This window comes from Nocardia nova NBRC 15556, from assembly GCF_001613005.1.
GTDB classification, from domain to species: Bacteria; Actinomycetota; Actinomycetes; order Mycobacteriales; family Mycobacteriaceae; genus Nocardia; species Nocardia nova.
The window spans coordinates 40,565-63,090 of record NZ_BDBN01000042.1 but is presented as its reverse complement, the minus strand read 5'-3'; the positions used below and the strand labels follow the sequence as shown (position 1 = coordinate 63,090).

General features: G+C 66.5%; 25 protein-coding genes and 2 tRNA genes. 10 read left to right on the top strand and 17 right to left on the bottom strand.

From position 1 onward, the window contains the following. Positions 1-49 precede the first annotated feature (49 nt). The 3 genes from NN2_RS18280 to leuC form a co-directional block, all read right to left on the bottom strand. Entirely contained in the window at positions 50-700 is a 651-nt protein-coding gene (locus NN2_RS18280; protein WP_063015192.1) for an HU family DNA-binding protein, read from the bottom strand. A 156-nt stretch (positions 701-856) separates the two neighbouring features. Further along, the gene (leuD, locus tag NN2_RS18275) at positions 857-1,465 is read right to left on the bottom strand and encodes a 3-isopropylmalate dehydratase small subunit (protein WP_063015191.1); all 609 of its coding nucleotides are present in this window, start codon (positions 1,463-1,465) and stop codon (positions 857-859) included. Positions 1,466-1,501: 36 nt separating this feature from the next. Further along, positions 1,502-2,926: a 3-isopropylmalate dehydratase large subunit gene (leuC, locus tag NN2_RS18270; protein WP_063015190.1), complete on the bottom strand. Its 1,425-nt coding sequence runs from the start codon at positions 2,924-2,926 to the stop codon at positions 1,502-1,504. Positions 2,927-3,072: 146 nt separating this feature from the next. Here leuC and NN2_RS18265 point away from each other — a divergent pair, with 146 nt between their 5' ends. Next, the gene (locus NN2_RS18265; protein ID WP_030512998.1) at positions 3,073-3,774 is read left to right on the top strand and encodes an IclR family transcriptional regulator; all 702 of its coding nucleotides are present in this window, start codon (positions 3,073-3,075) and stop codon (positions 3,772-3,774) included. Between the two features lie 52 nt (positions 3,775-3,826). Next, positions 3,827-4,327, top strand: coding sequence for a pyridoxamine 5'-phosphate oxidase family protein (locus tag NN2_RS18260; RefSeq protein WP_063015189.1), 501 nt, complete (start codon positions 3,827-3,829; stop codon positions 4,325-4,327). A gap of 55 nt (positions 4,328-4,382) precedes the next feature. Here the strand turns inward: NN2_RS18260 and NN2_RS18255 are convergent. From NN2_RS18255 to NN2_RS18240, 4 genes are all read right to left on the bottom strand, one after another. Beyond that, positions 4,383-4,455: transfer RNA gene (locus tag NN2_RS18255), tRNA-Glu, on the bottom strand. A 138-nt stretch (positions 4,456-4,593) separates the two neighbouring features. Beyond that, positions 4,594-4,665 (bottom strand) — tRNA-Gln (locus NN2_RS18250). A 167-nt stretch (positions 4,666-4,832) separates the two neighbouring features. Next, positions 4,833-6,290: a glutamate--tRNA ligase gene (gltX, locus tag NN2_RS18245; protein WP_063015188.1), complete on the bottom strand. Its 1,458-nt coding sequence runs from the start codon at positions 6,288-6,290 to the stop codon at positions 4,833-4,835. 14 nt (positions 6,291-6,304) lie between these two features. Further along, positions 6,305-7,078 (bottom strand): fumarylacetoacetate hydrolase family protein, encoded by a 774-nt coding sequence (locus NN2_RS18240; protein WP_030512995.1) that lies wholly within the window; start codon positions 7,076-7,078, stop codon positions 6,305-6,307. 165 nt (positions 7,079-7,243) lie between these two features. Here NN2_RS18240 and NN2_RS18235 point away from each other — a divergent pair, with 165 nt between their 5' ends. After that, positions 7,244-8,419, top strand: coding sequence for an MFS transporter (locus NN2_RS18235; protein ID WP_063015187.1), 1,176 nt, complete (start codon positions 7,244-7,246; stop codon positions 8,417-8,419). Between the two features lie 192 nt (positions 8,420-8,611). Here NN2_RS18235 and NN2_RS18230 read toward each other — a convergent pair whose 3' ends face one another. The 8 genes from NN2_RS18230 to NN2_RS18195 all read right to left on the bottom strand — a co-directional run bounded on the left by NN2_RS18230 (position 8,612) and on the right by NN2_RS18195 (position 16,569). Continuing rightward, positions 8,612-9,214, bottom strand: a complete 603-nt coding sequence (locus NN2_RS18230; protein WP_063910798.1) for a Uma2 family endonuclease — start codon at positions 9,212-9,214, stop codon at positions 8,612-8,614. 266 nt (positions 9,215-9,480) lie between these two features. Then, positions 9,481-10,488 (bottom strand): 3-isopropylmalate dehydrogenase, encoded by a 1,008-nt coding sequence (locus NN2_RS18225; RefSeq protein WP_063015186.1) that lies wholly within the window; start codon positions 10,486-10,488, stop codon positions 9,481-9,483. A gap of 336 nt (positions 10,489-10,824) precedes the next feature. After that, positions 10,825-12,423: a phosphoglycerate dehydrogenase gene (gene serA, locus NN2_RS18220; RefSeq protein ID WP_063015185.1), complete on the bottom strand. Its 1,599-nt coding sequence runs from the start codon at positions 12,421-12,423 to the stop codon at positions 10,825-10,827. A gap of 235 nt (positions 12,424-12,658) precedes the next feature. Beyond that, positions 12,659-12,862 (bottom strand): cold-shock protein, encoded by a 204-nt coding sequence (locus NN2_RS18215; RefSeq protein ID WP_030512990.1) that lies wholly within the window; start codon positions 12,860-12,862, stop codon positions 12,659-12,661. Between the two features lie 547 nt (positions 12,863-13,409). Continuing rightward, the gene (locus tag NN2_RS18210; protein ID WP_036522709.1) at positions 13,410-13,646 is read right to left on the bottom strand and encodes a cold shock domain-containing protein; all 237 of its coding nucleotides are present in this window, start codon (positions 13,644-13,646) and stop codon (positions 13,410-13,412) included. A gap of 97 nt (positions 13,647-13,743) precedes the next feature. After that, complete coding sequence (locus tag NN2_RS18205; RefSeq protein WP_051755122.1) at positions 13,744-14,559, bottom strand: ATP-binding cassette domain-containing protein; 816 nt, start codon at positions 14,557-14,559, stop codon at positions 13,744-13,746. Beyond that, a complete protein-coding gene (locus NN2_RS18200) occupies positions 14,556-15,605 on the bottom strand; it encodes an ABC transporter permease (protein WP_063015184.1) in 1,050 nt (349 codons plus the stop codon). Before NN2_RS18200 ends, NN2_RS18205 begins: the two co-directional genes overlap by 4 nt. A 13-nt stretch (positions 15,606-15,618) precedes the next feature. Next, a complete protein-coding gene (locus tag NN2_RS18195; protein ID WP_227462705.1) occupies positions 15,619-16,569 on the bottom strand; it encodes a substrate-binding domain-containing protein in 951 nt (316 codons plus the stop codon). Between the two features lie 232 nt (positions 16,570-16,801). On the opposite strand from NN2_RS18195, the gene NN2_RS18190 reads away from it, so the two are divergent. From NN2_RS18190 to NN2_RS18165, 6 genes are all read left to right on the top strand, one after another. Next, complete coding sequence (locus NN2_RS18190) at positions 16,802-17,293, top strand: MarR family winged helix-turn-helix transcriptional regulator (RefSeq protein ID WP_063015183.1); 492 nt, start codon at positions 16,802-16,804, stop codon at positions 17,291-17,293. Positions 17,294-17,388: 95 nt separating this feature from the next. Next, positions 17,389-17,949, top strand: a complete 561-nt coding sequence (locus NN2_RS18185; protein ID WP_063015182.1) for a carboxymuconolactone decarboxylase family protein — start codon at positions 17,389-17,391, stop codon at positions 17,947-17,949. A gap of 80 nt (positions 17,950-18,029) precedes the next feature. Beyond that, positions 18,030-18,698 (top strand): dihydrofolate reductase family protein, encoded by a 669-nt coding sequence (locus tag NN2_RS18180; protein ID WP_063015181.1) that lies wholly within the window; start codon positions 18,030-18,032, stop codon positions 18,696-18,698. Positions 18,699-18,731: 33 nt separating this feature from the next. After that, positions 18,732-19,148: a PPOX class F420-dependent oxidoreductase gene (locus NN2_RS18175; RefSeq protein WP_063015180.1), complete on the top strand. Its 417-nt coding sequence runs from the start codon at positions 18,732-18,734 to the stop codon at positions 19,146-19,148. A 91-nt stretch (positions 19,149-19,239) separates the two neighbouring features. Further along, positions 19,240-19,515 carry a hypothetical protein gene (locus tag NN2_RS18170; RefSeq protein WP_146098619.1) on the top strand — a complete coding sequence of 92 codons (276 nt, stop codon included), beginning with the start codon at positions 19,240-19,242 and terminating at the stop codon, positions 19,513-19,515. A gap of 138 nt (positions 19,516-19,653) precedes the next feature. Continuing rightward, on the top strand, positions 19,654-19,971 hold the full coding sequence (locus NN2_RS18165; RefSeq protein ID WP_146098620.1) for a hypothetical protein: 318 nt from the start codon (positions 19,654-19,656) through the stop codon (positions 19,969-19,971). Between the two features lie 51 nt (positions 19,972-20,022). On the opposite strand, the gene NN2_RS18160 is transcribed toward NN2_RS18165, so the two are convergent. Further along, positions 20,023-20,772: a TetR/AcrR family transcriptional regulator gene (locus NN2_RS18160; RefSeq protein ID WP_063015177.1), complete on the bottom strand. Its 750-nt coding sequence runs from the start codon at positions 20,770-20,772 to the stop codon at positions 20,023-20,025. A gap of 103 nt (positions 20,773-20,875) precedes the next feature. On the opposite strand from NN2_RS18160, the gene NN2_RS18155 reads away from it, so the two are divergent. Next, positions 20,876-21,562 carry a hypothetical protein gene (locus NN2_RS18155; protein ID WP_174554984.1) on the top strand — a complete coding sequence of 229 codons (687 nt, stop codon included), beginning with the start codon at positions 20,876-20,878 and terminating at the stop codon, positions 21,560-21,562. Positions 21,563-21,616: 54 nt separating this feature from the next. Here the strand turns inward: NN2_RS18155 and NN2_RS18150 are convergent, their stop codons facing one another. Then, positions 21,617-22,516 carry a LysR family transcriptional regulator ArgP gene (locus tag NN2_RS18150; protein WP_063015176.1) on the bottom strand — a complete coding sequence of 300 codons (900 nt, stop codon included), beginning with the start codon at positions 22,514-22,516 and terminating at the stop codon, positions 21,617-21,619. Between the last annotated feature and the right edge of the window lie 10 nt (positions 22,517-22,526).

Here is a 22,526-nt window from a genome sequence, read left to right as displayed (position 1 = left end):
CAATGACCCCGGACCGAAAGGACCGGGGTCATTGTCGTCGCGTCACTCGCTATCGCCGCGTGGTGCGCTTGGTTGCCGTGCGCTTGGCAGCGGTCTTCTTGGCAGGAGCCTTCTTGGCCGCGGTCTTGGCCGCGGTCGTCTTCTTGGCCGCGGTCTTCTTGGCTGTCGCCTTGGTGGCCGTGGTCTTCTTGGCCGGAGCCTTCTTGGCCGGAGCCGTCTTCTTCGCCGTGGTCACCTTCTTCGCAGGCGCCTTCGCGGCCGTCTTCTTGGCGGTCGTCTTCTTGGCCGGGGCCGCCTTCTTCGCCGTGGTCTTCTTCGCGGCGGTCTTCTTGGCCGTGGTCTTCTTGGCGGCCTTCTTCGCCGCACCCGACACCGGCGCTGCCACACCGCGTTTCACGGCCGGACCGGCCGCCGCGATCTTCTGCTTGCCCGAGATGATCGCCTTGAACTGCGCACCCGGGCGGAACGCGGGCACCGAAGTGGGCTTCACCTTCACCGTCTCGCCGGTTCGGGGATTACGCGCCACCCGTGCCGCCCGCTTGCGCTGTTCGAATACACCGAATCCGGTGATTGTGACGCTCTGACCCTTGTTCACCGCACGCACGATCGTGTCGACAATGTGCTCGACTGCCGCAGTGGCCGTGCGCCTGTCAGTACCCAACTTCTCGGTCAGAACATCGATCAGTTCCGCCTTGTTCATTGAATCCTCCGCAGACTAATGGCCCGTCGTCGGACCGACTAGGTACCACGGTAAACCCTGAATGGGCAAGAGTCTATGTGCCACGCCAAATTTCATGTGGCGTGGCACACGCGCAGCAACCTCGATTGGTTGCTCTCAGCTAACACTCGAGACTGTTCAGTCCCGTGAAATAGCCGCTGGAATGGTGGTCGGTTTCCAAGACGGCCTTGCCTTTTCGAACTGCTCGATGGCCTCTTCCTGCCGAAGTGTCAGTCCGATGTCGTCCAGACCTTCCAGCAGCCGCCACCGGGTGTAGTCGTCAATATCGAAGGGCAACACGGTGGTTCCAGCGGCCACAGTGCGTGCCTCGAGATCGACGATCAATTCCAGGCCGGGATGTTCTTCGATCAACTTCCAGAGCAATTCGACATCATGTTGTGACATCTGCGCGGCCACCAAGCCGCCCTTACCGGCGTTGCCCCGGAAGATGTCGGCGAAGCGGGAAGAGATCACCACCCGGAAGCCGTAGTCCATCAATGCCCAAACCGCATGCTCTCGCGACGATCCCGTACCGAAATCCGGTCCGGCGACCAACACACTTCCCCGGTCGAACGGGCTGGTGTTCAAAATGAAGCCCGGATCCGAACGCCAGGCGGCGAACAGGCCGTCCTCGAATCCCGTTCGGGTCACCCGTTTCAGATAGACCGCCGGGATGATCTGGTCGGTATCGACATTCGACCGGCGCAACGGCACGCCGATCCCCTTGTGCACCTTGAACGGTTCCATAGTTGCTCCTGTAGTCCTGAGGTGAATTCCGGCCGGTCAGTTCAGATCCGCCGGCGCCGACAACCGGCCCCGGACCGCCGTCGCGGCCGCGACCTGCGGCGAAACCAGATGCGTACGGCCGCCTTTACCCTGGCGTCCCTCGAAGTTGCGGTTCGATGTCGAAGCACAGCGCTGACCGGGAGAAAGCTGATCCGGATTCATTCCCAGGCACATCGAGCAGCCGGCCTGGCGCCATTCCGCGCCCGCCGCGGTGAAAATCTCGCCCAAACCCTCGGATTCGGCCTGGGCGCGCACCCGCATCGAGCCCGGAACGATCAACATCCGCACGCTGTCGGCGACCTTGCGACCCTTCAGAACGTCCGCCACCGCCCGCAAATCCTCGATCCGGCCGTTGGTGCACGAACCCACGAAAACCGTATCCACGGGCACCTCACGAAGCGGAGTTCCGGGCTCCAAATCCATGTAAGTCAGAGCCTTCTCGGCGGCCGCTCGCTCGTTTTCGTCGGCGAAATCCTCCGGATTCGGCACCACATCGCCCAGCGGGGCGCCCTGACCGGGGTTGGTGCCCCAGGTGACGAACGGCGTCAACGTCGAGGCGTCCAGGTGCACCTCGGCGTCGAAGCCGGCATCCGGATCGGTCTTCAGCGCCTCCCACGCCGCCACCGCCTCATCCCAGTCCGCGCCGGTGGGGGCATGTTCGCGGCCCTTCAGGAATTCGTAGGTGACCTCGTCGGGGGCCACCATGCCCGCCCGGGCACCGGCCTCGATGGACATGTTGCACATCGTCATCCGCGCCTCCATGGACATGGCGCGCACGGCCTCGCCGCGGTATTCGAGCACATAACCCTGCCCGCCGCCGGTGCCGATCTTGGCGATGACCGCCAGAATCACGTCCTTGCTCGTCACGCCGGGCGGCAACTCGCCATCGATATTGATCGCCATGGTCTTGAACGGCCGCAGCGACAACGTCTGCGTCGCCATCACATGTTCGACCTCGCTCGTGCCGATACCCATCGCCAGCGCGCCGAATGCGCCGTGGGTCGAGGTGTGCGAATCACCACACACCACGGTCATGCCCGGCTGCGTCAAACCCAGCTGCGGACCGACCACGTGCACGATGCCCTGTTCGATATCACCCATCGGATACAGCCGCACGCCGAATTCCTCGCAATTACGCCGCAGGGTTTCCACCTGGGTGCGCGAGATCGGATCCGCGATCGGCTTATCGATATCGACCGTCGGCACATTGTGGTCCTCGGTCGCGATGGTCAGATCCGGCCGGCGCACCGGGCGCCCCGCCGCCCGCAGCCCGTCGAAGGCCTGCGGGCTCGTGACCTCGTGCACCAGGTGCAGATCGATGTAGATGAGATCGGGTTCGCGCTGCGCACCCTCACCCGCACCCCGTACGACGACATGCTGATCCCAGACCTTCTCCGCCAGCGTGCGTGGCCGTTCGGCCATGACAACCACCTCTCTGTGTTATCTGCGACGGCTTCGCCATCGCGAACTCGCAGGTGGATCCCCTATCCAAGGTCCACCGGAGGTGCGTACTCGCCGGGTTCGATCGGACTTGCCAATCTCACTATGCGAGACGCTAATATCGTTCTATGAGACAGCATAGCGGTATCGGGGTGCTCGACAAAGCCATGGCCGTGCTTTACGCCGTGGCCGAACAACCGTGTGGACTCAACGAGCTGTGCACCCGCACCGGACTGCCCCGGGCCACCGCGCATCGGCTGGCCGTGGGGCTGGAGACCCATCGCATGCTGGCCCGCGACGCCGCCGGTTCCTGGCGGCCCGGTCCGGCGCTGTCGGAGCTGGCCACCACCGCCGAGGATCCGCTGCTCGACGCCGCTGCCGTCATCCTGCCCCGGCTGCGCGAGATCACCGGCGAGAGCGTGCAGCTCTACCGGCTCGACGGGCACTCCCGCATCTGCGTGGCCGCGCTCGAGCCCACCTCCGGCCTGCGTGACACCGTCCCGGTCGGCGCCCGCCTGCCGCTGACCGCCGGATCGGCCGCGAAGGTCCTGCTGGCCTGGGCCGATCCGGAACTGCAACGAGGCGTGCTGGCCGACGCGGTCTTCGGTGAGCGCGCCCTGGCCGAGGTCCGCCGCCGCGGCTGGGCACAGAGCGCCGCCGAACGGTCCGCGGGTGTGGCCAGCGTCTCCGCGCCGGTGCGCGACGGGTCGTCCCAGGTGATCGCCGCGGTCTCGGTATCCGGCCCGATCGATCGCATGGGCCGGCGCCCGGGCGCGCGCTGGGCCGCCGACCTCGTCGCCGCCGCCGATGCCTTGCACAAGCGGCTCTGATCCCGATCACGAGCTGTGATCCTGGCCATACGCCGTAAAGTATCGTGACCGCATGGGAGTGAACCAACGCGCACAGATCGTGATGTCCGAGACGGAGATCACCGAATTCCTGGAACGCAGCCGCATCATGACGCTGGCGAGCCTGGGCAAGAACGGAACGCCGCATCTCACGGCGATGTGGTACGGCCTGGTCGACGGTGAAATCTGGTTCGAGACGAAGGGTAAGTCGCAGAAGGCGGTGAATCTGCGGCGCGATCCCCGCGTCACCGTGCTGGTCGAGGCGGGCGACACCTACGACCAGTTGCGCGGGGTGTCGATCGAGGGCCGCGCGGAGATCGTGGAGGACCCGGAGGCGCTGTTCAAGGTCGGCGTCAGCGTCTGGGAGCGCTACACCGGCCCCTACACCGAGGAATTGCGCCCGATGGTGGAGGCGATGCTCAACAAGCGCGTCGCGATCCGCGTGGTGCCGGAACGGGTGCGCAGCTGGGATCACCGCAAGCTCGGTATGCCCGCCATGCCGCCGGGTGGATCCACCTGGCCGGTGCAGGACTGATCCGCACCCGGGAACGAGAAAAGCCCTCCAGCTCGCGCTGGAGGGCTTTCGAATGTAGCCCCGACGGGATTTGAACCCGCGCTACCGCCTTGAGAGGGCGGCGTCCTAGGCCGCTAGACGACGGGGCCAGAGGACTTCCCCGAAGGGAGACTCCGTGGATCTTTCGATCGAGGAGGCTCGGCAAGCTTAACCGGCCGAGACCCGGCGACCAAATCGCCGGGGATGCTGTTCCGACTCGACCGAACGAAGCGAATCAACATTCTCCGCTGGGGTACCAGGACTCGAACCTAGAATGGCTGAACCAGAATCAGCTGTGTTGCCAATTACACCATACCCCAATGACCTGGGCTTTCAGCCTCTCCCCTGCCGGTTCGAGGCCCTCGTTCCGGGCCGAGAAGAAGAGTACCAAACCCCTCCCGTATTTATACAAATCGTCTGGTCAGAGCCGTTTTTCACGGCCTGCGCGGCCCCGGCCCCCGATTGGTCGGGCACCGGGGCCGTCCGGCTACGCCAGCGCGGCCCGCAGCCGCCGCATGGTCACCTCACGGCCGAGCAGTTCCAGCGATTCGTACAGCGGCGGGCTGATGTGCGAGCCGGTGACCGCCACCCGCACGGGACCGAAGGCCTTACGCGGTTTGAGCCCCAGATCGTCGACCAGAGCCTTTTTCAGCGCCTCCTCGAGCACGGGCGGCGTCCATTCGGAAACACCGTCGAGCGCCGCCACGGCGGCCTGCAACACCGGCACCGCATCGGGCCCCAGATTCTTTTGCGCCGCGGCCTCGTCGACAGCAAACTCCTCGGCCGGCACGAACAGAAACTTCAATAGATCCCACGCATCACCGAGAACCACGATCCGGGTCTGCACCAACTCCGCCGCAGCGGCGAAAACTCGGTCGTCCACTTCGGCGCCGATGTGACCGTGCGCGGTGAGGAACTCCCGCAACCTACGGGCGAAATCCCCGGTGTCCAGCAAACGAATGTGTTCGGCGTTGATCGCATCCGCCTTCTTCTGGTCGAAGCGGGCCGGATTCGAATTTACTTTCGATATCTCGAACGCATCGACCATCTCCGCCATGGAGAAGACATCGCGGTCCTCGGCGAGGCTCCATCCGAGCAAAGCCAGGTAATTCAGCAAACCTTCAGGAATGAATCCGCGATCCCGGTGCGCGAAGAGATTCGACTCCGGATCACGTTTGGACAACTTCTTGTTGCCCTGGCCCATCACGAAGGGCAGATGACCGAACTCCGGAGTGAACTCCGCCACCCCGATCCGCTGCAATGCGGCATACAACGCCAACTGCCGCGGAGTGGAGGAAAGCAGGTCTTCCCCGCGCAACACGTGTGTGATTTTCATCAGCGCGTCGTCGACGGGATTCACCAGCGTATAGAGCGGATCACCGGTGCCGCGGGTGAGCGCGAAATCGGGCACCGTCCCGGCCTTGGCAGTGATCTCCCCGCGAACCAGATCGTTCCACACCAGATCGTGCTCGGGCATCCGCAAGCGCACCACCGCGGGGCGGCCCTCGGCCTTGTAAGCGGCGATCTGCTCGGGGGTCAGATCGCGGTCGAAGTTGTCGTAACCGAGCTTCGGATCGCGTCCGGCGGCCCGGTGACGGGCCTCGACTTCGTCTGGGGTGGAGAAGGATTCATAAGCCTCACCGGCCGCCAGCAACCTCTGGACGACATCGAGATGAAGCTCACGCCGCTGCGACTGACGGTAGGGACCGTAGGGCCCGCCGACCTCCGGCCCCTCGTCCCACGTCAGCCCGAGCCACCGCAGCGCGTCCAGAATCGCGTGGTACGACTCCTCGGAATCGCGTGCGGCATCGGTGTCTTCGATACGGAAGACGAAGGTGCCGCCGTGGTGGCGAGCGAACGCCCAGTTGAACAGCGCGGTCCGGATCAGGCCGACATGCGGTGTGCCGGTGGGTGACGGGCAGAATCGGACCCGTACGTCAGTCATATTCCTTCTCTCGATCAACGTTTGGCGGCAACAGGATTGGTGAGGGTGCCGATACCCTGAACCGTCACGGATACGGTTTGCCCATCCGTCATCGGTCCTACACCTTCCGGCGTTCCGGTGAGGATGACATCGCCGGGCAGCAAGGTCATCACCTTGGTGACCCACTCGATCACGGTCGGAATGTCGTGCAGCAGAAGTGAAGTCCGGCTGCGCTGGCGCACCTCACCGTCGAGTTCGGTGGTGATCTCGAGATCGCCCGGATCGAGTTCGGTTTCGATCCACGGTCCCAGCGGGCAGAAAGTGTCGTAGCCCTTGGCGCGCGTCCACTGTCCGTCGTGGCGCTGCTGGTCACGCGCGGTCACGTCGTTGGCGACGGTGTAGCCGAGAATGACGTCGGCGGCCCGGGCGGCCGGCACGTCCTTGCACGGGCGGCCGATCACCACCGCCAGCTCCCCCTCGTAGTCGACCTGAGAGGAATTGGGCGGCAACAGGATCGGCAGGTTCGGCCCTACGATGGAGGTGTTCGGCTTGAGGAAGATCACAGGATCCTCCGGCGCCGCTCCGCCCATCTCCGCCGCATGCGCGGCGTAGTTCTTTCCGACGCACACGACCTTGCTGGCCAGAATGGGGGCCAGCAGTCGCACATCGGCCAGCGGCCAGGTACGGCCGGTGAATGTCGGGGTACCGAACGGATGCTCGGCGATTTCACGAGCGATCTCGTCGGAACCGTCGGTTTCGATACTCACGAACGCGACCCCATCGGGGCTGGCAACACGACCTAGACGCATGGCGAAGAGTCTATCCACCTGCCCGAACGCGGCCGACCACCCGGTCTGCGACGGGCGCATGTGACGAATTTCGACTTGCCTACCCGCCACATCCTGGGTGTACGGTAAGAGCCGGTTCACAGAGTAAGACTCTGATCCCAAAATATGAGATTCGAGGTGAGGGCGATGACCACCGTGACAGACGTGCGCGCGACCCGGCGGTGGACCATGCTCGCGCTCGGAGTCTTCGCTCAGTCCTCGAGCGCGGTCATCGTGCACGGCACCCCGTTCCTGTTGCCGGCGCTGACCGATCGCGGAATGCCCTTGGCCACAGCGGGTCTGCTGGTCGCGATGCCGACGGTCGGCCTGGTGTGCACGCTGATCGCCTGGGGATACTTCGTGGACCGGGTGGGTGAGCGCACCGTCCTGGTCGCCGGTCCGGTCGTGATGTGTGTGGCAGGTGTGGCTGCTGCGACGGTGACGAACTACGGCATCCTGGGCGTACTGCTGTTTCTGGCCGGTATGGGCGCTGCCAGTACCAACGGCGCGAGCGGCCGGGTGATCGTCGGCTGGTTCCCGGTCGATCAGCGCGGGCTCGCGATGGGTATCCGCCAGACCGCACAGCCGCTGGGTGTCGCGGTCGCCGCGATGTCGATACCGGCTGTCGCTGCCGCACACGGCTTTTCCACGGCGATTCTGGTTCCGGCGGCGATGGCGGGTGTCGCGGCGATCGGCTGTCTGATCGGAATCGTCGACCCGCCCCGCCCGGCGAGCACCGGCGCGCATCCGGACAACCCCTATCGGGGTGATTCCACGCTGTGGCGCATCCACGCGGTCTCGGTGCTACTGGTGGTTCCGCAGGCCACCCTGTGGACGTTCGCCCTGCTGTGGCTGCATCGCGATGCCGGGCTGTCGCTGCCGGTGGCCGGGGCGATCGTCACCGCGACCCAGATTCTGGGCGCCGCCGGGCGCATCGGCGCCGGTATCTGGTCCGACCGTGTCGCCAGCCGCCTGCGTCCGTTGCACACCGTGGCGATCGCGGCCGTGGTCTCGATGGCCGCTCTGGCCGGTGCTGCCTGGTTGCACTGGTGGTGGGCGGCGATCCCGATCCTGTTCGCCGCGTCGGTGATCACCGTCGCGGACAACGGCCTGGCGTTCACCGCCGTCGCCGAAATCGCCGGCCCGTACTGGAGCGGCCGCGGCCTGGGCATCCAGAACACCGGCCAGAACCTGGCATCTGCCGCTGTCGCACCGATTTTCGGCGCTCTCATCACCGCCGCCGGCTTCCCGGCGACCTATCTGGTCGCCGCGATCGTCGCGGCAGCCGCCGTCCCCGTGGTGCCGATCGTCCGCAACCGCTGACATCCGGGTTCCCCACGGCCGCACCCCTTTCCGTCACAGTACGGAGTGCGGCCGTGGGGAAATGTCACGCCGCCAACAACTTTCGAGGTTGTACCTACAACCTGAGAGGCCTCGGCACCGCTTAGGGGCGAAGCCGGAACGCCGGGATCGAGCGGTCCCGGTCGACGCCCGCCCCTGGTACGGGCCGCAGGATCAAATCTCGATCAGCGCGGCTGGATCGAACTCGATGCGAAAAACCTTGTCCGCCTCGACATCCGCGCTGAACCGGCTTCCCTCGGGGACTGTCGGCTCCCATCGGTAGCCGTCATCGCCGAGCACGGAGCGATGAATTCGAATATGCGGCTGATGCTCGATGATCCAATATTGCGGGATCCCGAGTGCCGCGTATTCGCGGACCTTGCGCACCCGATCCGTGCGCTCGCTACCGCTGCCGGGCGACACCACTTCCACTACGAGTAACAATTCGGTGCCGGGGATCAACTTCGGCGTCTCATCCAGCACCGCCGCTCGCGCCACCTCGCGCGGGATGACGAAGACATCGGGTTTACGCACGCCATTGGGCGTACTGATCTCCCACTCCCCGCCCTCCAGCACAACGACCTCGGCTTCGCCCGCCGCAGATTCGACGATCCGCGCCAAGGTGCGCGCAATCCAGTTGTGCCGAGCCCCCGCCGCCACCTCGATCAACCACCCGTCCTCGAGTTCCAGCCCTTTGCCGTCTTCCGGTTGTTCGTGCAAGTCGAGCACGGTGTACGGACCGAATCCGACGGCACCCCCGATGTGCTCCGCCGTCATACCGCCTCCAGGTCTTTGCGCACGTCGATGGCCTGCATCAGTTGCGCTCAATGCTAGCCGGTGGCGGTCGACGGCAACCAGCAGCGCAACCCTCGAGCGCACAGGACCGGGTCATGTCCCGGCTGCTTTGCGACGGCAACTACGCGCTCTTCCTGTGCGCCGATTCGTGGCCCCCAATTCCGACACGTCGCGTCGAAGTCGCGCACATGCCACGATCCCCCTGTCGCGCCGTTGTTTTGGCGACAGGAGGATCGTTCGGGACAAGCTCAGAGGGACGCCGCGATGCGGTCGCCGATTTCGACCGTGGAGGCGGTGCCGGCGCGGGCAGCGAGGTCCTTGGCTACCGCGGCTTCGATGCGGGCGGCTTCCTCGGACCGGCCGAGGTGGTTCAGCAGCAGCGAAACCGAGAGGATGGCGGCAGTCGGGTCGGCCTTGGACTGGCCGGCGATATCGGGTGCGCTGCCGTGGACCGGTTCGAACATGCTCGGGTTGGTGCCCGAGGCGTCGATGTTGCCCGAGGCGGCCAGGCCGATGCCACCGGACACCGCCGCGGCGAGGTCGGTGATGATGTCGCCGAACAGGTTGTCGGTGACGATCACGTCGAAGCGGCCCGGATCGTTGACCATGTGGATCGTCGCGGCGTCGATGTGCTGATAGGCGACCTCGACCTCGGGGTATTCCGCGCCGACCTCGGTGACGGTGCGCTGCCACAGCGAACCGGCGAAGCTCAGCACATTGGTCTTGTGGACCAGCGTCAGGTGCTTGCGGCGCTGCTGGGCCTTGTCGAAGGCGTAGCGCACCACCCGCTCGATGCCGAAGCGGGTGTTGGTGGAGACCTCGGTGGCCACCTCGTGCGGGGTATTCACGCGGATCGCGCCGCCGGTACCGGTGTACGGACCCTCGGTGCCCTCGCGCACGACGACGAAGTCGATCTCCGGATCACCCGACAGCGGGCTGGTGACGCCCGGGTACAGCTTCGACGGACGCAGGTTCACGTGGTGGTCGAGCGCGAAGCGGGTGTGCAGCAGCAGACCGCGCTCGAGCAGGCCGCTGGGGACCGAGGGATCACCGATCGCGCCCAGCAGGATGGCATCGTGCTGCTTCAGCTCCGGCAGCACCGACTCCGGCAGCACCTCGCCGGTCGCGTGGTAGCGCTTGGCGCCCAGGTCGTACTCGGTCTTCTCGACCCCGGGCACGACCACGTCGAGTACCTTGAGCGCCTCGGCGATGACCTCGGGCCCGATACCGTCACCGGCGATGACAGCCAGCTTCATATGACAACGCTCCGTTCGTTCCTGCTCGCGGCTCGCAACACGTATGCGGCCGAATCAGCCAAGGGCGGTCGATCGGCGGCGTTGCGCCCGGCCGGATCGCCGACACCGTCACACTATCGGTCCCCCGAATCACCCCGATAACCAGGGCAAGCCGCTCCCAATGAGTGAGATCCGACGGCACGGGCTCCCCGAATCACCAGCACGAATCTCACCGGCACACAACCGGTCACATCTACCGAAACGCACAATGCGCGCGAATCCCGCTCCGCGCCATGGCGGTTGGATTCGCGCGCACTGTAACGTACTGCGGCCGAGCCGATTCCGGCCCGGAACGTCTCAGCTCAGGTCGACCTGGACGACCTTCGCGGCACCCACGGCCTCGGCGATCGAGGACTGCACCTCGGCCGGGACGGACTCCTCGACGCGCAGGATGACCGTCGCGCCTTCCTGGTCGATGTCCTGGCTCAGCTGAGCGGCCTTGATGTCGATGGCCGCCTCGCCCAGCTTGGTGCCGATCTTGCCCAGGGCACCCGGGCGGTCGTCGTAGTTGAGGATCGCCAGGTTGAGGCCCTCGGCGCGCATGTCGTAGTTGCGGCCGTTGATGTTGACGATCTTCTCGACCTGAGCGGGCTCGGTCAGGGTGCCGGCGACGTTCAGGGTGCGGCCGTCGCCGAATACGGCGCGCAGGTCGACCAGGCTGCGGTGGGTCGGGCTCTCGCTGTGGGTGGTGACGGAGGCCTCGAGGCCCCGTTCCGCGGCCAGCGACGGGGCGTTGACGAAGGTGACCGCGTCCTCGACGTGCGCGGAGAACACACCGCGCAGCGCCGAGAGTTCCAGCACCGCAACCTCTTCCGAGGACAGCTCGCCGCGCACCTGGAGTTCGAGCGAGACCGGCAGCTCGTCGGCGAGGGCGCCCAGCAACACACCCTGCTTGCGCACGATGTCCAGCCAGGGGGCGACGATCTCGTTGACCGCACCACCGGCGACGTTCACCGCACCGGGCACGAACTCACCCGCGAGGGCGAGCTGCACCGACTTGGCGACATCGGTTCCGGCGCGGTCCTGGGCCTCGGCGGTGGAGGCGCCCAGGTGCGGGGTCACGACGACCTGCGGCAGCTCGAACAGCGGGCTGTCGGTCGACGGCTCGGTCTCGAACACGTCGATGCCGGCGGCGCGCACGTGGCCGGAGGTGATGGCGTCGGCCAGGGCCTGCTCGTCGATCAGACCGCCACGGGCGGCGTTGACGATGATGACGCCCTTCTTGGTCTTGGCCAGGGTCTCCTTGTTCAGCATGCCCTTGGTCTCAGGGGTCTTGGGCAGGTGAATGGAGATGAAGTCGGCGCGCTCGAGCACCTCGTCCAGGCTCAGCAACTCGATGCCCAGCTGGGCGGCGCGGGCCGGGGAGGTGTAGGGGTCGTACGCGATGACCTTGGTCTCGAAAGCGGCCAAGCGCTGCGCGAACAGCTGGCCGATGCGGCCCAGGCCGATGACGCCGACGGTCTTGCCGAAGATCTCGACACCGTTGAACTTGCTGCGCTGCCAGGTGTGCTCGCGCAGGGTGGCGTCGGCTGCCGGGATCTGGCGGGCGGCGGCCAGCAGCAGGGTGACGGCGTGCTCGGCGGCGGTGTGGATGTTGGAGGTCGGCGCGTTGACGACCATGACACCGCGCTCGGTGGCCGCGGGCACGTCGACATTGTCGAGGCCGACGCCGGCGCGGGCGACGATCTTGAGGTTCTTGCCGGCCTCGAGCACCTCGGCGTCGACGGTGGTGGCCGAACGGACCAGCAGCGCGTCGGCCTCGGGCACGGCGGCCAGCAGCTCGGGTCGATTGGGGCCGTCGACCCAGCGAACCTCGACACCGTCACCGAGCGCATCGACGGTCGACTGGGCGAGCTTGTCGGCGATCAGAACAACAGGACGGCCATTTTGGCTCACTGTGGGGCACTCCTGGGGAAAGAGGTCGGCATTTACCGCGGACCAGCTTAATGGTCGCGCTTCGGCGCCGGTGTACCGCCCGGTAGGCAGCCGCCCTCACACCGCCGCCGACCCCGGGCCGCAGCGCATCGGGCCCCGGACGCGAAAGAGCCCCGCATCTCGAAAGATACGGGGCCCCAGTGTAAGTCGCGGACAGTTCACGCTACGTAAAGTGGCGCGCAGTCAGCGGACTCGATCAGAGAACGCTTACGTTCTGAGCCTGCGGGCCCTTCTGGCCCTGGCCGATCTCGAACTCCACGCGCTGCCCCTCGTCGAGGGACCGGAATCCACTACCGCTCACAGCCGAGTAGTGCACGAACACATCGGGACCACCGTCGTCCTGAGCGATGAACCCGAAGCCCTTCTCGCTGTTGAACCACTTCACTACGCCTTGCGCCATTTCATACCTTCTGTAGACGAGCCGAACCGACCAACTTCACGGTCGGGCCGGTCTCAGTGATCAAGCCTGCCACGGACTGCGCCGTCGCGCCACCACAGTGGTCACCCCGGGGGAGGGAAACCGCACCCGAAGCGAAAAGTCGGCTTTTCGCGTGGGGCACGCCGTGATTGTCCCGTGATAGCGCGGCGGGCCGCGGTCGTCGCGTCGCGGCGAGCGGCGGGAATCGTGCGTGTGCGGTCGCCCGGCCGCAGAAATGGGTCGACCCCGGACACTGCGGTCCGGGGTCGACCCGAGGTCGCATCATGCGACCGAAATCAGTGATCAGCCACCGAAAGAGCCGGTCCACAGGGTGTTGACCAGGCCGTGGAAGGCGGCACCCAAGGTGTCGAACAGGCCGTTCACAGCAGCACTACCGGTGTCGATGATAACGGGGATCATAAATACCTCTTCGTTGTTTCAATTCAGTCGTACAAACTGACGATCAACATATCGAGGGCTCAGAAAGGCGCGTTAACTCGTTTTCGGGAATAGTGATCTGCCCGACAGGTCACAGTTCGTGTGGGTCGGGCCACAGTCGGCGCATCGGCTCGATTCGGACGCCCTCGGCTTCCGGGCCCGCCTTGGTGTGGCGTACGTCGAACTCGACGCGCTGGCCCTGCACCAATCGCCGGAAACCGTCGCCGTGAACCTCGGTGTATTCGACGAAAACTTCCGCCCCGCCGGCATCCGGGATTATGAAACCGAAGCCTTTCTCACTGTCGAACCACTTCACCGTGCCGTGCAACTACGCTTCTCACTTACTTCTCGACGTCGGGCCAGGCAGAGGGTAACCGGACCCCCACCGACAGTCCAGCGCTCGCGCCCGCCACGCCGACCGCCGCTCACTCCGGCAGCGGACGACGCAATTCATGTTGCAGCGCTTCCAGTTCCGCGCCGCCGGCCATCTGCCGGGTCAGCTCCGGCAGGTCGATCTGCGACTTGTCGTAGCCGCCGAGTGCGCGGCCGCGCCGCAGCAGCAGGAATCGGTCGCCGACCGGATAGGCGTGATGCGGATTGTGCGTGATCAGCACGACTCCGAGGCCGCGATCACGGGCCTGCGCGACATATCGCAGCACCACGCCGGACTGTTTGACGCCGAGCGCGGCGGTCGGTTCGTCGAGGATGAGGACCTTCGCGCCGTAATGCACCGCACGGGCGATCGCCACACACTGCCGCTGCCCGCCCGACAGCGTGCCGACCGGCTGCTCGAGATCGCGAATCTCGATTCCCATGTCCGACAACGCGGTTCGCGTGATCTCGCGCGCGGTCGCTCGATCCAGCAGGCGAAGGGGCCCGGCGCCGCGGGTCGGTTCCGAGCCGAGGACGAAATTGCGCCACACACTCATCAGCGGTACGACCGCCAGGTCCTGGTAGACGGTGGCGATACCGCGGTCCAACGCCTCGCGTGGCGAGGAGAACCGGGTCGGCTCACCGTCGATGCGCAGCTCACCGGCATCGTGGCGATGAACGCCGGCGAGGATTTTGATCAGGGTCGACTTCCCGGCGCCGTTGTCGCCGAGGACGCAGGTGACCTCCCCGGCGCGAACGACCATCGAGATATCCGACAGGGCGACGACGCCGCCGTAGCTCTTCCCGATGTTCACCGTCTCGATCAGCGGCGCGGCTGTGGTCTGCGCCGCCGTGTGCTGAGGAGTCATCGGCGCAACCTTTCCGCGCGCTTGGCGAAGGCGTTGTTGACCAGAACCGCGGCGAGCAGCAGCACCCCGAGGAAGAGCATGAACCAGTCGCTGTCCCAGCGCGCGAACACGATTCCCTGCCGGGCCATGCCGAAGATCAGCGCGCCGATGGCCGCGCCCAGCACCGATCCGAATCCGCCGGTGAGCAGGCAGCCGCCGACGACCGCGGCGATGATGTACTGGAATTCCAGTCCCACGCCCTGGTTCGCCTGCACACTCGCGAACCGCAGCAGATTGCAGGAGCCGACGATCCAGCCCGCGAAGGCGGTGCCCATGAACAGCAGGATCTTGGTCCGCGCCGCCGGGACACCGACGGCACGAGCGCTGGGCAGCGAACCGCCGACCGCGTAGATCCAGTTGCCGAAGCGGGTGCGCACCAGCACCAGCGTCGCCACCGCGGTGACGGCGATCCACCACAGCACCGACGCTTGGATGCGGGCGTCACCGAGATTCGTCGTCGCCGCGAAAACCCATCCGGCCGAGGCGTATCCGGGCGCCGAACGGATGCCCGACACCTGCACGGTCCCCGTGACCAGCCGTGTCACGCCGAGGTTGAGGCCCTGCAGAGCCAGGAAAGTACCCAGTGTGACGATGAAACTGGGCAGGCCGGTGCGCATCACCACCCACCCGTTCAGCGCGCCGACCGCGAGCGCGAAGAGCAGCGAAACACCCAGCGCGAACCAGACATTCCATCCGGCGTGTACCGCGAGCATGGCGGTCACCAAGGCCGTCGACGCGGTCATCACCCCGGCGGAGAGATCGAATTCGCCGCCGATCATCAGCAGTGCCACCGCGACGGCCATGATGCCGAGCGTCGAGGCGTCGTCGAGCCAGGTGGCCACCCCGAGGGGACTGAGGAACCGGTCGGTGATCACGGCGAAGAAGACGAATACCACCAGCGCGCCCAGACCGGCGCCGATTTCGGGGCGGACGATCAGCCGGTTCAGCAGCGACGGCCGGATCGCGGCGGGGGCGGTGGCTTCGGAAACCGTTGCGGTGTCGGTCATGACAGCTCCCTGCTCAGCGCGTGCCTTGTGCCACGAGGGCGGCGATGGCGTCGACGTTGGTCTTGTCCACGAAGGCGGGTCCGGTCTGCACCGGCATCCCGCCACCGACGGTGTTGAGATTGCGCCGATACAGCTGCAGCATCACGACCGGCAGATATCCCTGTTCGTACTGCTGCTGGTCGACCGCGAACAGCAGGGTGCCGGCCCGGATCGCGCTCACCACATCGGAATTCAGGTCGAAGGTGGCGACGGCGGCGCGGGAATGGGATTCACGCACCCCGTCGACCGCGCGGGCGGCGATCTGCGAATTGAGGGTCAGCACCGCGTCGATCGCGTGGTCGGCCTCCAACGCTCCCTTGATCCGCGACTGCGCATCGGCCGGGTTGTTGATGTCGACCTGCAAGGTGGTGGCATTTCCGCCGAATCCGTCGATCGCGCCGGCGCAGCGGTCGTTGGCGCCGATATTGCCGGCCTCGTGGATGACGCAGAGCATCCTGGCCCGGCCGGCCTCACGCAGGCGTTTGCCGGCGGCCGTTCCCGCCTGTCGCTCACTCTGGCCGACATGCCCGATCGCACCGGCAGCCGCGCTCTCGGCTTCGCCGGAGTTGATCGTGACGACCGGAATTCCCGCCGCGACGGCGTGCTCGACGGACGGGCGCAGCGCCTGCGGATTGGCCATCGACACCACCAACCCGTCCACATGCTGGGCCACCGCGTTGTCCACCAGCTTGGCCTGCTCCCCCGGATCCCCCGAGGAGTTGTATTCGACCCGGATGCCCAGATCCTTACCGGCCGCCTCGGCGCCGTTCTTCACCACATTCCAGAACGCGTCGCCGGGGCTGCCGTGCGTGACCACGGCGACCGAGCTCAGTGGAGCCGTCGAAACCGTTGCGGGAGCGTGTGATTCGGAGACATCGGCGCCAGGTCCACTGCACGCCGCGAGGATCGCGGTGAGAGCCAGCACTGGCGCGAGCCGGCGTGCGAGCCCGCGAGCATGTCGCGACACGGGAGGACGGGCGGGAATCCGCTGTGGCCGTGTGGTCATCGCGCCTCCGGGCATTCGGCAGAACAAGGCGGGTACTCGTTCCGGAGCACTCCAGGTGTATTGAACACCACCGGACCGGCCGCGACCGGTGACACGCGCCCACGGGTGGCGCCTCGCGTCGGCCTCCCTCACGGCGACTACCCTCGTCAACATGGTTGTCGGAAAACGCGGGAGGGCCCCGGTCGACAGCCCCGGGTTCGAGCTGCCGCTACTGCTGTTCGCCGGGTTCCGCTCGCTCATCGACGAATTGCATGCCGAGCTGGCGGAGCGGGGGCATCCCGATATGCGCCCGGCCCACGGATTCGCGATGCAGGCGATCGGAGTGCAGGGGGCGACGGCCAGCGATATCGGCCGCAAGCTGGGCGTCTCGAAGCAGGCGGCGGGCAAGACGGTCGAGAAGCTGACCGCGCTGGGCTATGCCGAACGTGTCGAGGATCCCGACGACGCCCGGCGCAAGATCGTCTGCCTGACCCCGCGCGGAATCGACGCGCTGCGGCAGTCGGCCGAGATCTTCGAGCGGTTGCGACGCCGCTGGGTGCACGAACTGGGCGCCCAGCGCGTGCGCGATATGGAGGCCGCGTTGCGCACGATGGTCCCGCCGGAATCGTTCCGGCTCGACGTCGCGGGCTGGTTCGGGAGCTGACCGGCTCCGCCCCGGCGGCCGTCCAGGCTTGCTCAATTCGACAACTAGGTTTACCGTTTAGACAACTTGGTTGTCCAACTCGAACGGATCGACTCATGCATTTCCCCACCCACACCCCCGACTCCGCACCCGCCGAAGCCCGTCGCACCATGACCGCGACCACCGCGCACTTCGGCTACCTCCCCGCCGCGGTGGGGAAAATGGCGACGTCGCCACGACTGCTCGACGGCTTCATGAAACTCAACGCGCTCTTCGAAGGCAGCACCCTCGACCAACTGTCGCGCGAGGTGCTGGTGATGACGATGGCCACGCGCAACGAATGTCACCTGTGCGTCGCCATGCACACCGCGAAGCTGACCGAGATCGGCGCCGACCCGGAACTGATCACCGCGCTGCGCGAACAGCGCCCCCTCCCCGATCCCCGCCTGGCCGCACTCCAGGAGTTCACCCTCACCGTCGTCGAAACCGCCGGCAACGTCCCCGCCGAACGAGCGAGCGATTTCCTTTCGCACGGCTACACCACCGAACAGGCCCTCGAGGTGGTGCTGGGAATCGGCACCTACACGCTGTCCACACTGGGCAATCGGCTCACCGCGGCGCCACTCGACCCCACGCTGACCGCATTCGCGTGGTCGGCGGGCCTGCACACGGCCTGACGACTGATTGCAGCTGACAAGCACCGGCGGTAGAGTGCAGAGCAATTGCAATCAGCAAGCACTCCGTGAGAGGACCCGCCATGCCCCGTCTTCGTGTCCACAATCTCTCGATCTCACTGGACGGGTACGTCGCGGGTCCCGACCAAGGTCCGGATCATCCGCTCGGCGTCGGCGGCGAACGCCTGCACGAATGGGTTTTCGTCACCCGCACCGGCCGGCGGATGATCGGCCAGGACGGCGGCAGCACCGGAATCGACGACGAACAGCTCGCCGCCGGTGAAGCGAATGTCGGCGCGACCATCATGGGCCGCAACATGTTCGGGCCCGTTCGCGGGGAATGGCCCGATGATTCCTGGACCGGCTGGTGGGGGCCCAACCCGCCCTATCACCACCCGGTCTTCGTCCTCACCCACCACCCGCGCCCGGCGCTCGAGATGGACGGCGGCACCACCTTCCACTTCGTCGACGACACCCCCGAAAACGTGCTGGCACGAGCCTTCTCCGCCGCCGGAGGCAAGGACGTCCGCCTCGGCGGCGGAGCCGCGACCGTTCGCCGCTTCCTGCGGGCCGGACTCGTCGACGACCTCCACCTGGCTCTCGTCCCCACTCTCCTCGGCGCCGGCGAACGCCTCTACGACGGCCTCGGCAGCCTTCCCGGCTACACCGCGTCCCCCGCCCGCCAAGGCGACAACGTCACCCACTTCCACCTCACGAAAGTGGCCGACCAGCCGAGCCCGCGGACCACTTGACCTCAACCGTACTCGAGCTCTTAGCGTGGCGGCATGACTTTCACCGCGGCCGAACGCACCTATCTGACCTCCCAGTCGCTGGGCCGGCTGGGCACTGTGACGGCGGACGGGCGGCCGCAGCTGGTTCCGGTGGGATTTCGGGTGAACGACGACGGCACGATCGATATCGGCGGGCCGAGTCCGAGCGCGCAGCGCTACCGCAATGTGCGGGGTAATCCGAATGTGAGCCTGGTCGTCGACGATATGACGCCGGACGATCCGGCCGAGGTGAAGCCCGGCTGGGGGCGTGGAGTGGAGATCCGTGGCGTCGGCGAGATCCCCGATGTGGAGACGCCTCCGGTGGCGCCGGACTGGTTCGCGCACACCATCATTCGCATTCATCCGCGGCGGATCCGCAGCTGGCACATCGACCGCGCGAATCCGGACGGCGGGGCGCGGGATGTGAGCTGAGTCTCTTCTCAGCCCTGGGCGTATCGCGGCCGTGACGTTCGCGCCGAAATCGGCGAGGGTTGCGGGACAAGCGAGTTGAAAGGGGCTGGTCGTGTTCGCGACTGCCACGTCCGTCCGGGTACGCCGAATCCTGGCGAGGACGGCGATAGCGGGCTTGATTCTGATCGGCATGGTCACCGCGACCGCCGGGCAGGGTTCGGCGCAGGCACCGGTGAGCGAGCCGAGTTCGGTCGGCTGGTACTACCCGGAGGTGACACCGTTCGATCCGATACCGCTGGACTATCTGTACGGCTGGAATTCGTGGTATCGGCCGTACTACTCCTGGTATAGGCCCGTTTACCCGCCGGGGTGGTTCGGCAGCAGCTGAATCGCAGGACTGAGGGTCAACCCTGAGTCCCCGTCATCCTCGCGGCCGATTCCGCCCTGAACCTCGTGCCACCACCCGTGACGCGGTGTCCGATTTGCGAGAGACTGCGTGCGGTGTAACTGATTGGAAGGATTCACCGTGATTGCCAGAACCGAACATCGCACCAAGCGCACGGCGGCGCGCATCGCCGTTGCCGGCGCCATCGTGGCCGCGCCGCTTGCCGCGCTTGCCATTCCGGCCCAGGCCGAGGTCGTGAGCGCCCCGGCGGCCACCGAGATCGCACATCCGGGTCGCGGGCACGGCCCGTGGGACGGCCGGGACCGTGGCGACTGGGACCACCGCGGCGATTGGGACCGCCACCACCGCGGCGACGACTGCAACCCGTGGGACCGGCACGGCAACGGCTGGAACGGTTTCCGTCAGGTCGTTCCGCCGGGATGGTTCGGCAGCAGCTGATCGGCAGCTGATCAGCGGCCCGGCGCCTGCACGGCGCCGGGCCGTTTGCCGTTACCGGCTGTTCGCGACGATCGTCGCCGCCACGCCGGCGAGGACCAGGTCGAGACCGAAAGTGAAGTCGGAGGCAGGGTCGGCCTCGGCGGGCTGGATGGCGTCGAACAGCCCCGAGTCCAGCAGTGCGGCCATATCGGGCAGCCGCTTTCGATCCACCAGTGCGCGCAGATTACGGCTGTAGTCGTGCAGGACGCCGGCCGGGTCGAGATCGGCTGCCGCCATGGCGTGTTCGAGTTGACGGGCGGTGACGAACGCCTCGCGGACGTATCCGCTGACCACCATGATGGCCCCGACCTTCGCCGGCCAGTCCAGCACGGTGTCGCGCAGTGCGCGCAGCCCGGCGTCCATCCAGGCCACAGTGTTCGGTCCACTCGGCGGTCCGGTGATCGGCAGTTCGGTGAGCCAGGGACGGGCGCGGTGCCGCTCGAGTTGAGCGAACGCCCAGGCGCGCAGCATCGAACGCCATGAGCCGCTGGGCAATTCGGGTGGCGCACCCATTCCGGCATCGGACATCAAGCCCAGCAGTTCGTCCTTCGATCCGATGTGGCGGTAGAGCGACATCGGCGTAACACCGAGAGCCGCAGCGATTTTCGGCAGCGTCGCGGCGGCGAGACCGTCTCGGTCGGCCAGTTGGATCGCCGTCGCCACCACCCGGTCCACATCGAGTGCGGCCGGACGGCCGAGCTTGGTGTCCACCGGCAGCCGCCACAGCCGGGCCAGATGGTCGGGCACCTCCCGATCGGTCATCAGCGCGCATCCCGTCGTCGAATAATCATCCTTCCGGAGTTTAGTATGGTCGATATAGTATAAGCCATATACTTACTATTGCCGCCGATCGGAAGGACGCTCCGTGCACACCGAAACCCTCCGCCGCACGGCGGGTATCGCCGCTGTCTGCGGCGCCGCGCTCATGCTCGTCGAACTGCCGCTCTACTTCGTCTACGAGGGCCCGCCCCCGGACTGGAACATCCTGACCCGCGGCCTGATCGGCCTCGTCGGACTCCTCGGCGTGGTGGTGTTCATGTCCACCTTCGGGCACCTGGTGAAGGCCGCCGATCGCCGCTACGAATGGCTCGGCTCACTGGCCTCGACCGCCGGTTTGATCTGGGCCACAGTCGCTTTCGTCTCCATGGGCCTCGAGATCGGCGCCACGATCCAGGCAACCGAACCGATCGATCCCACCGTCACCGTGTCCGGCACCTATGTGCTGTACGGAACGGTCAGCCGGCTCCTGACCGCCCTGTTCATGACCACGGCCGCTGTCACGATTCTGCGCACGCGGATTCTGCCCGCGTGGGCGGGGCGGTCGGCCGCGGTCCTAGCAGTGGTGAACGTGGCGTTCGCACCGTCGATGTTCTTCGGGAACTCTCCGGTGAACTTCTACGCCGCGAACGGATGGGGCACTACCGCAACGGTTTCCGGGTTCACGATCATCTGGTTGCTCGCGGTCGGGATCGCGTTGCTCACCTCGGCATCGCCGAAAGCCGTTCTCGCCGCGGACGGCTCGCGGACGGGGGCACCGCAGTTGATCGACTGACGAAGCGGCCCTGGCTCGGCCTCCAACACGGAAACCCCTGCGGGTGAATTACTTTCACTGTCGAAGATAGTCGGCCGCCGCCATGCCGATCGTCTCCGCGACCAGCGCGAGGGCCGGCACGTCCAACTTCCACTGCTGCCAGTAGAGCGGCACATCGACCCACTGCTCCGGTGCGAAATTCCGTAAAGCGCCCGCACGCAGCAGTGGGTCGGCGTGCGTTTCGGGGACCAATCCCCACCCGAGCCCCGCGACGATGGTGTCGCGAAAGCCTTCCGAGGTGGGTACGTAATGCCGGAGCCGGCTCGCACCCGCCTTGCCGGAGGTGACGGTGCGGACGTAGCGATCCTGCAACTCGTCCCGGCGATCGAAAACGATGACCGGCGCCTCGGGAAGCCGCTGCTCCAGAGGCCCTGCTGCGAAATGACGCTCGACGAATTCCGGGCTCGCGACCGGCAGGTACCGCGCCAGACCCAAGAGCCGTGCCGTACATCCGGTCACCGGGTCGGCCAGCGATGTCACCGCCGCCATCACCGTGCCCTCCCGCAGCAGTGCGGCGGTGTGGGATTCGTCCTCGCGATGCAGATCGAAGCAGACCGGCGGATCCTGCGGCACCTGCGACAGGGCTGGCAGGAACCAGGTCGCCAGTGAATCGGCGTTGACCGCGATGGACAGCGTGGTGGACTCGGCATCTCCGGCGATCCCCAACTCTCGCTGCGCCGCGTCCTGCAAGGCGGCCAGTTGCCGCGCGAAACGCACGACCGCCTGGCCGGATTCGGTGGGCCGCACCGGTTTCGTGCGCATCAGCAGCACGCGGCCGGTTCGCTGTTCGAGCGCCTTGATCCGCTGACTCACCGCCGAGGGCGTCAGATGCATCGCGGCCGCGGCGGCATCGAATGTGCCTTCGTCCACGACGGCGAGCAGTGTGCGGACCTGATCTACCGGAAGTTCGGACATCACGGTTGCT

Bases quoted from the DNA above. Each gene is read 5' to 3' on its own strand.
- NN2_RS18175 (WP_063015180.1), top strand. From the start codon at position 18,732: ATGACTTTCACCGCGGCCGAACGCACCTATCTGACCTCCCAGTCGCTG.
- NN2_RS18160 (WP_063015177.1), bottom strand. From the start codon at position 20,772: ATGACCGATCGGGAGGTGCCCGACCATCTGGCCCGGCTGTGGCGGCTG.
- NN2_RS18190 (WP_063015183.1), top strand. From the start codon at position 16,802: ATGGTTGTCGGAAAACGCGGGAGGGCCCCGGTCGACAGCCCCGGGTTC.
- NN2_RS18185 (WP_063015182.1), top strand. From the start codon at position 17,389: ATGCATTTCCCCACCCACACCCCCGACTCCGCACCCGCCGAAGCCCGT.
- NN2_RS18205 (WP_051755122.1), bottom strand. From the start codon at position 14,559: ATGACTCCTCAGCACACGGCGGCGCAGACCACAGCCGCGCCGCTGATC.
- leuC (WP_063015190.1), bottom strand. From the start codon at position 2,926: ATGGCCGAACGGCCACGCACGCTGGCGGAGAAGGTCTGGGATCAGCAT.
- NN2_RS18260 (WP_063015189.1), top strand. From the start codon at position 3,827: ATGGGAGTGAACCAACGCGCACAGATCGTGATGTCCGAGACGGAGATC.
- NN2_RS18215 (WP_030512990.1), bottom strand. From the start codon at position 12,862: ATGGCGCAAGGCGTAGTGAAGTGGTTCAACAGCGAGAAGGGCTTCGGG.
- NN2_RS18150 (WP_063015176.1), bottom strand. From the start codon at position 22,516: ATGTCCGAACTTCCGGTAGATCAGGTCCGCACACTGCTCGCCGTCGTG.
- NN2_RS18180 (WP_063015181.1), top strand. From the start codon at position 18,030: ATGCCCCGTCTTCGTGTCCACAATCTCTCGATCTCACTGGACGGGTAC.
- NN2_RS18225 (WP_063015186.1), bottom strand. From the start codon at position 10,488: ATGAAGCTGGCTGTCATCGCCGGTGACGGTATCGGGCCCGAGGTCATC.
- NN2_RS18265 (WP_030512998.1), top strand. From the start codon at position 3,073: ATGAGACAGCATAGCGGTATCGGGGTGCTCGACAAAGCCATGGCCGTG.
- NN2_RS18230 (WP_063910798.1), bottom strand. From the start codon at position 9,214: ATGACGGCGGAGCACATCGGGGGTGCCGTCGGATTCGGTCCGTACACC.
- NN2_RS18235 (WP_063015187.1), top strand. From the start codon at position 7,244: ATGACCACCGTGACAGACGTGCGCGCGACCCGGCGGTGGACCATGCTC.
- leuD (WP_063015191.1), bottom strand. From the start codon at position 1,465: ATGGAACCGTTCAAGGTGCACAAGGGGATCGGCGTGCCGTTGCGCCGG.
- NN2_RS18200 (WP_063015184.1), bottom strand. From the start codon at position 15,605: ATGACCGACACCGCAACGGTTTCCGAAGCCACCGCCCCCGCCGCGATC.
- gltX (WP_063015188.1), bottom strand. From the start codon at position 6,290: ATGACTGACGTACGGGTCCGATTCTGCCCGTCACCCACCGGCACACCG.
- NN2_RS18240 (WP_030512995.1), bottom strand. From the start codon at position 7,078: ATGCGTCTAGGTCGTGTTGCCAGCCCCGATGGGGTCGCGTTCGTGAGT.
- NN2_RS18280 (WP_063015192.1), bottom strand. From the start codon at position 700: ATGAACAAGGCGGAACTGATCGATGTTCTGACCGAGAAGTTGGGTACT.